The organism is Bacteroidota bacterium (assembly GCA_034723125.1).
GTDB lineage: Bacteria > Bacteroidota > Bacteroidia > CAILMK01 > JAAYUY01 > JAYEOP01.
Window position 1 is genome coordinate 1 of the sequence record JAYEOP010000165.1, and the last position, 3,836, is coordinate 3,836.

General features: G+C 33.6%; 2 protein-coding genes. Both read left to right on the plus strand.

All coding sequences use genetic code 11. The features are described 5' to 3' along the window. Positions 1 to 316: 316 nt before the first annotated feature. Positions 317 to 1,534: an aminotransferase class I/II-fold pyridoxal phosphate-dependent enzyme gene (locus tag U9R42_05010; GenBank protein MEA3495377.1), complete on the plus strand. Its 1,218-nt coding sequence runs from the start codon at positions 317 to 319 to the stop codon at positions 1,532 to 1,534. 46 nt (positions 1,535 to 1,580) lie between these two features. Next, the gene (gene pckA, locus U9R42_05015) at positions 1,581 to 3,236 is read left to right on the plus strand and encodes a phosphoenolpyruvate carboxykinase (ATP) (protein ID MEA3495378.1); all 1,656 of its coding nucleotides are present in this window, start codon (positions 1,581 to 1,583) and stop codon (positions 3,234 to 3,236) included. The last annotated feature ends 600 nt before the right edge of the window (positions 3,237 to 3,836 follow it).

The window sequence follows — 3,836 nt, forward strand, 5'->3', positions numbered from 1 at the left end:
AGTCTTAAAATGATTTTCAGCTTCTTTTTGCCCCAAATCCTAAAGGGAGAAGTAGCTAAAAATCAGGACTCCCTTTAGGGGATGGGGCAATTCCTGATTTTCAAAACCTGCACTCATTACTTTTTAGAGTGGACTCATGAATAAATATTGAAAAAAAATAATTCAAAATAAGATTTCAAGAAATATTCTCATATTTCCAAAATTACATTTTTTATTTGATGTTTATTAACAATAATATTTTACTTTTGATGTCTTAAAAAAAATCCTATTATTAATATAATAGAGAGTTCTTTAATTATTAACAAAACAAAAAACTATGAGTTTAAGTATAATAGGCAAATCTATAGCTGAATCAGCAACATTAAAACTGAATCAAACTTTTGCTATTCTTAAAGCAAAAGGAGAACCTGTAATTCATCTTGGCGGTGGAGAACCAAAGAGTAGAGTTCCCATAGACGCAATTACTGCAATTTCATCTCATCTTAATACAGGTGAAGTAAGATACGCACCTGTTGATGGTAGCATTGATATGAAAAAAGCAATTATTCGTCATACAATGGAGAATTACAATCGTAAGGTAGAACCTGAAAATATTATTGCTTCCAGTGGAGCTAAACAGTCATTAATGGTAGCCTTACAAGCAATACTTGACCCTCAAGATGAAGTAATATTCCCCACACCACACTGGGTTTCATATCCTGATATGGTAAAACTTTGCGGAGCAATTCCTGTAGCTGTTACTCCGGAAGATGGAACTTTTACTCCACGACTTCAGGATATTGAGCAAAATGTAACTTCACGTACCAAAGCTATTATTATAAATAGCCCCAATAACCCTTCAGGTGCTGTTTATCCCGATTCTTTTATTAAAGAAATTGTTCAGTTTTGTGAAAAAAAAGGGATCTATTTATTAATGGATGATATTTATCAAATGTTAGTTTTCAATGGTATTAAGCCTGCAAACCCATTTGATTATGTTACAGATTTTAGCGAAAATTCTAAACTTATAATAATTAATGGTGTTTCTAAAGCTTATGCAATGACAGGCTTTAGAATTGGCTGGGCAGTTGGCAATAAAACTCTTATAGAAATAATGGCAAACATTCAAGGACATCAAACATCAGGTCCTTCAATTTTGTTACAAAAAGCAGCAATTGGAGCAATCAATGGAATTCAATCAGGAATCCAAAGTTTAAGAGCTACTTTAGAAAATAATCGTAAAATTTTAGTAGCACAACTCAAAGCATTTGATGGTGTTCACTTACTTCCTCCTGATGGCACATTTTATACTTTTGCCGATTTTAGAGCATACGACAAAGATTCAACAAGATTATCAAAATTTATTCTTGATAAAGTAAGTGTACTCACAATGCCGGGAGTAGAATTTGGCATGGAAGGTTACTTGAGAATTTCATTCTGTGGTTCCATAACTGATATTCTTGAAGGAATTGAAAGAATGAAATGGGCAATAGATCCAAATTCTCCAAATGAACTTTATATCGGAGAAAGAAAACTTGTAAGAGACTGGAACTAACAAATTCTTCAATCTCAAAAATTAAATTACAAAAAAGACAGTTAAAATGAAATATTTAGAATTTAATACACCGGCAATAAAGCATGCAAACACATTAAAATCAGATTTTGGTTTAGAAAATCATGGATTAGTTCATCTTGATACTATTTATTGGAACCTACCAACACCCGCATTAGTTGAAGAAGCTGTATTTCGCGGAGAAGGACGATTAGTAAATGGTGGAGCATTACATATATTTACAGGAAAATGGACTGCTAGAGCTGCCAATGACAAATACTTTGTAAAAGAATCAAGTACAGAAGATAAAATAGACTGGGGAGAATATAACAGACCCATGACAGCTGAAAAATTTAATGGATTATTTTCAAGATTGCAATCATATTGGCAAGGTGAAGAATTATTTGTTCAAGATACTTATGCAGGAGCCAATCCTGAATATCGTCTTCCTGTAAGAGTTATTTCCGATAAAGCATGGGCTGCTCATTTTGCAAGAAATATGCTACTCGTTGAAAAAGATCTTGCAAGTCTAAAACAATATGTACCTGACTTTACTATTATGGTTGCCCCAAAATTCAAAGTTGATCCAAGAATCGATGGTACATTAAGTGAAACAGCTATTGTTATTAATTTTGAACAACGACTTGCCATTGTTGCTAACTCTGAATATGCTGGTGAAATTAAAAAAACAATTTTTACGATAATGAATTATCTTATGCCTTTACAAGATGTAATGTCTATGCATTGCTCGGCAAATGTCGGCAAAGATAAAGATGTAGCATTATTTTTCGGATTAAGTGGTACAGGTAAAACTACTCTTTCGGCTGACCCAAAACGTAGTTTAATAGGTGATGACGAACATGGATGGAGTGATGATTCGGTTTTTAATTACGAAGCAGGTTGTTACGCAAAAGCAATTCGCCTTAGTGAAGAAGCAGAGCCTGAAATTCATGCATGTACATATAAATTTGGAACAATTCTCGAGAATGTTATTTATGACGAAGCATCTCGTCAAATTGACCTTGATGATGAAAAAATTACGGAAAACACTCGTTTATCTTATCCTTTAGAATTTATTCCAAATTCTGTATCTGATAAAATGGTGAAATCCCAACCCAGTAATATTATATTTTTAACAGCCGATGCACAGGGTGTTATGCCTCCTATTGCAAAGCTTTCTATGAATCAGGCTATTTATCATTTTATTAGCGGATATACTTCAAAAATTGCAGGAACAGAACTTGGATTAGGCATTGAGCCAAAAATTACTTTTAGTGCTTGCTTTGGTGCTCCGTTTATGGTTCACCATCCTTATTTTTATGCTAATTTATTACGTAACAAAGCTGAAAAATCAGGTGCTCATATTTGGTTAGTAAATACCGGATGGGTAGGCGGAAAATTTGGTGTAGGTAAACGTATTTCTATCAAACATACTCGTGCTATGCTTAACGCTGCTTTAGAGGGAAAACTCAATGAAGTCGAATACAGAAAAGATAAGTTATTTGGCTTTGATATTCCTCTTTCATGCCCGGGTGTTCCCGAAGATGTTTTTAAACCATCAAATGCATGGGGCGATAAAGATGATTACTGGAAAAAATATGATGCTTTAGTTTCAAGATATATTGAAAACTTTAAACTTTTTGCCGACTATGTACCAGATGAGGTTAAAAGAGAAGGTCCTAAGAGATTGAAGGATGTGATGTGAGAAGAAGTGCCTTGAGTACTTATGAGTTAAAAACTAAAAGTGAAGTGTTACGGATAAACAAGAAGAAGTACTTAAAGTGCCTAGAGTGCCTAAAGTACTTAGAGTTATGTGTTACGGATAAACAAGAAGAAGTACTTAAAGTGCCTAGAGTGCCTAAAGTACTTAGAGTTATGTGTTACGGATAAACAATGCTATTAAAATTTTCAACCCCAGCAAAAAGTATCTCAAAAGCTTTCAGATAAACAAATCACCAAATAAACAGTCCTCAGTCAACAGTTCGCAGTCAAATTCCAAATAAACAAATCACCAAATAAACAACTTAATGACAATTAAATGACAGCGAAGCAAATGACCACTAAATGACTATTGAAACAAATAAAAACAAATCACCAAATAAACAGTCCTCAGTCAACAGTTCACAGTCAAATTCCAAATAAACAAATCACCAAATAAACAACTTAATGACAATTAAATGACAGCGAAGCAAATGACCACTAAATGACTATTGAAACAAATCACCAAAACTTGTCCGCATGGATCACCAAATAAACAGTCCTCAGTCAACAGTTCGCAGTCAAATTCCAAATAAACAATTCTCCT

Excerpts from the sequence above, each read along its gene's own strand:
- U9R42_05010 (MEA3495377.1), top strand. The coding sequence starts at position 317 with ATGAGTTTAAGTATAATAGGCAAATCTATAGCTGAATCAGCAACATTA.
- pckA (MEA3495378.1), top strand. The coding sequence starts at position 1,581 with ATGAAATATTTAGAATTTAATACACCGGCAATAAAGCATGCAAACACA.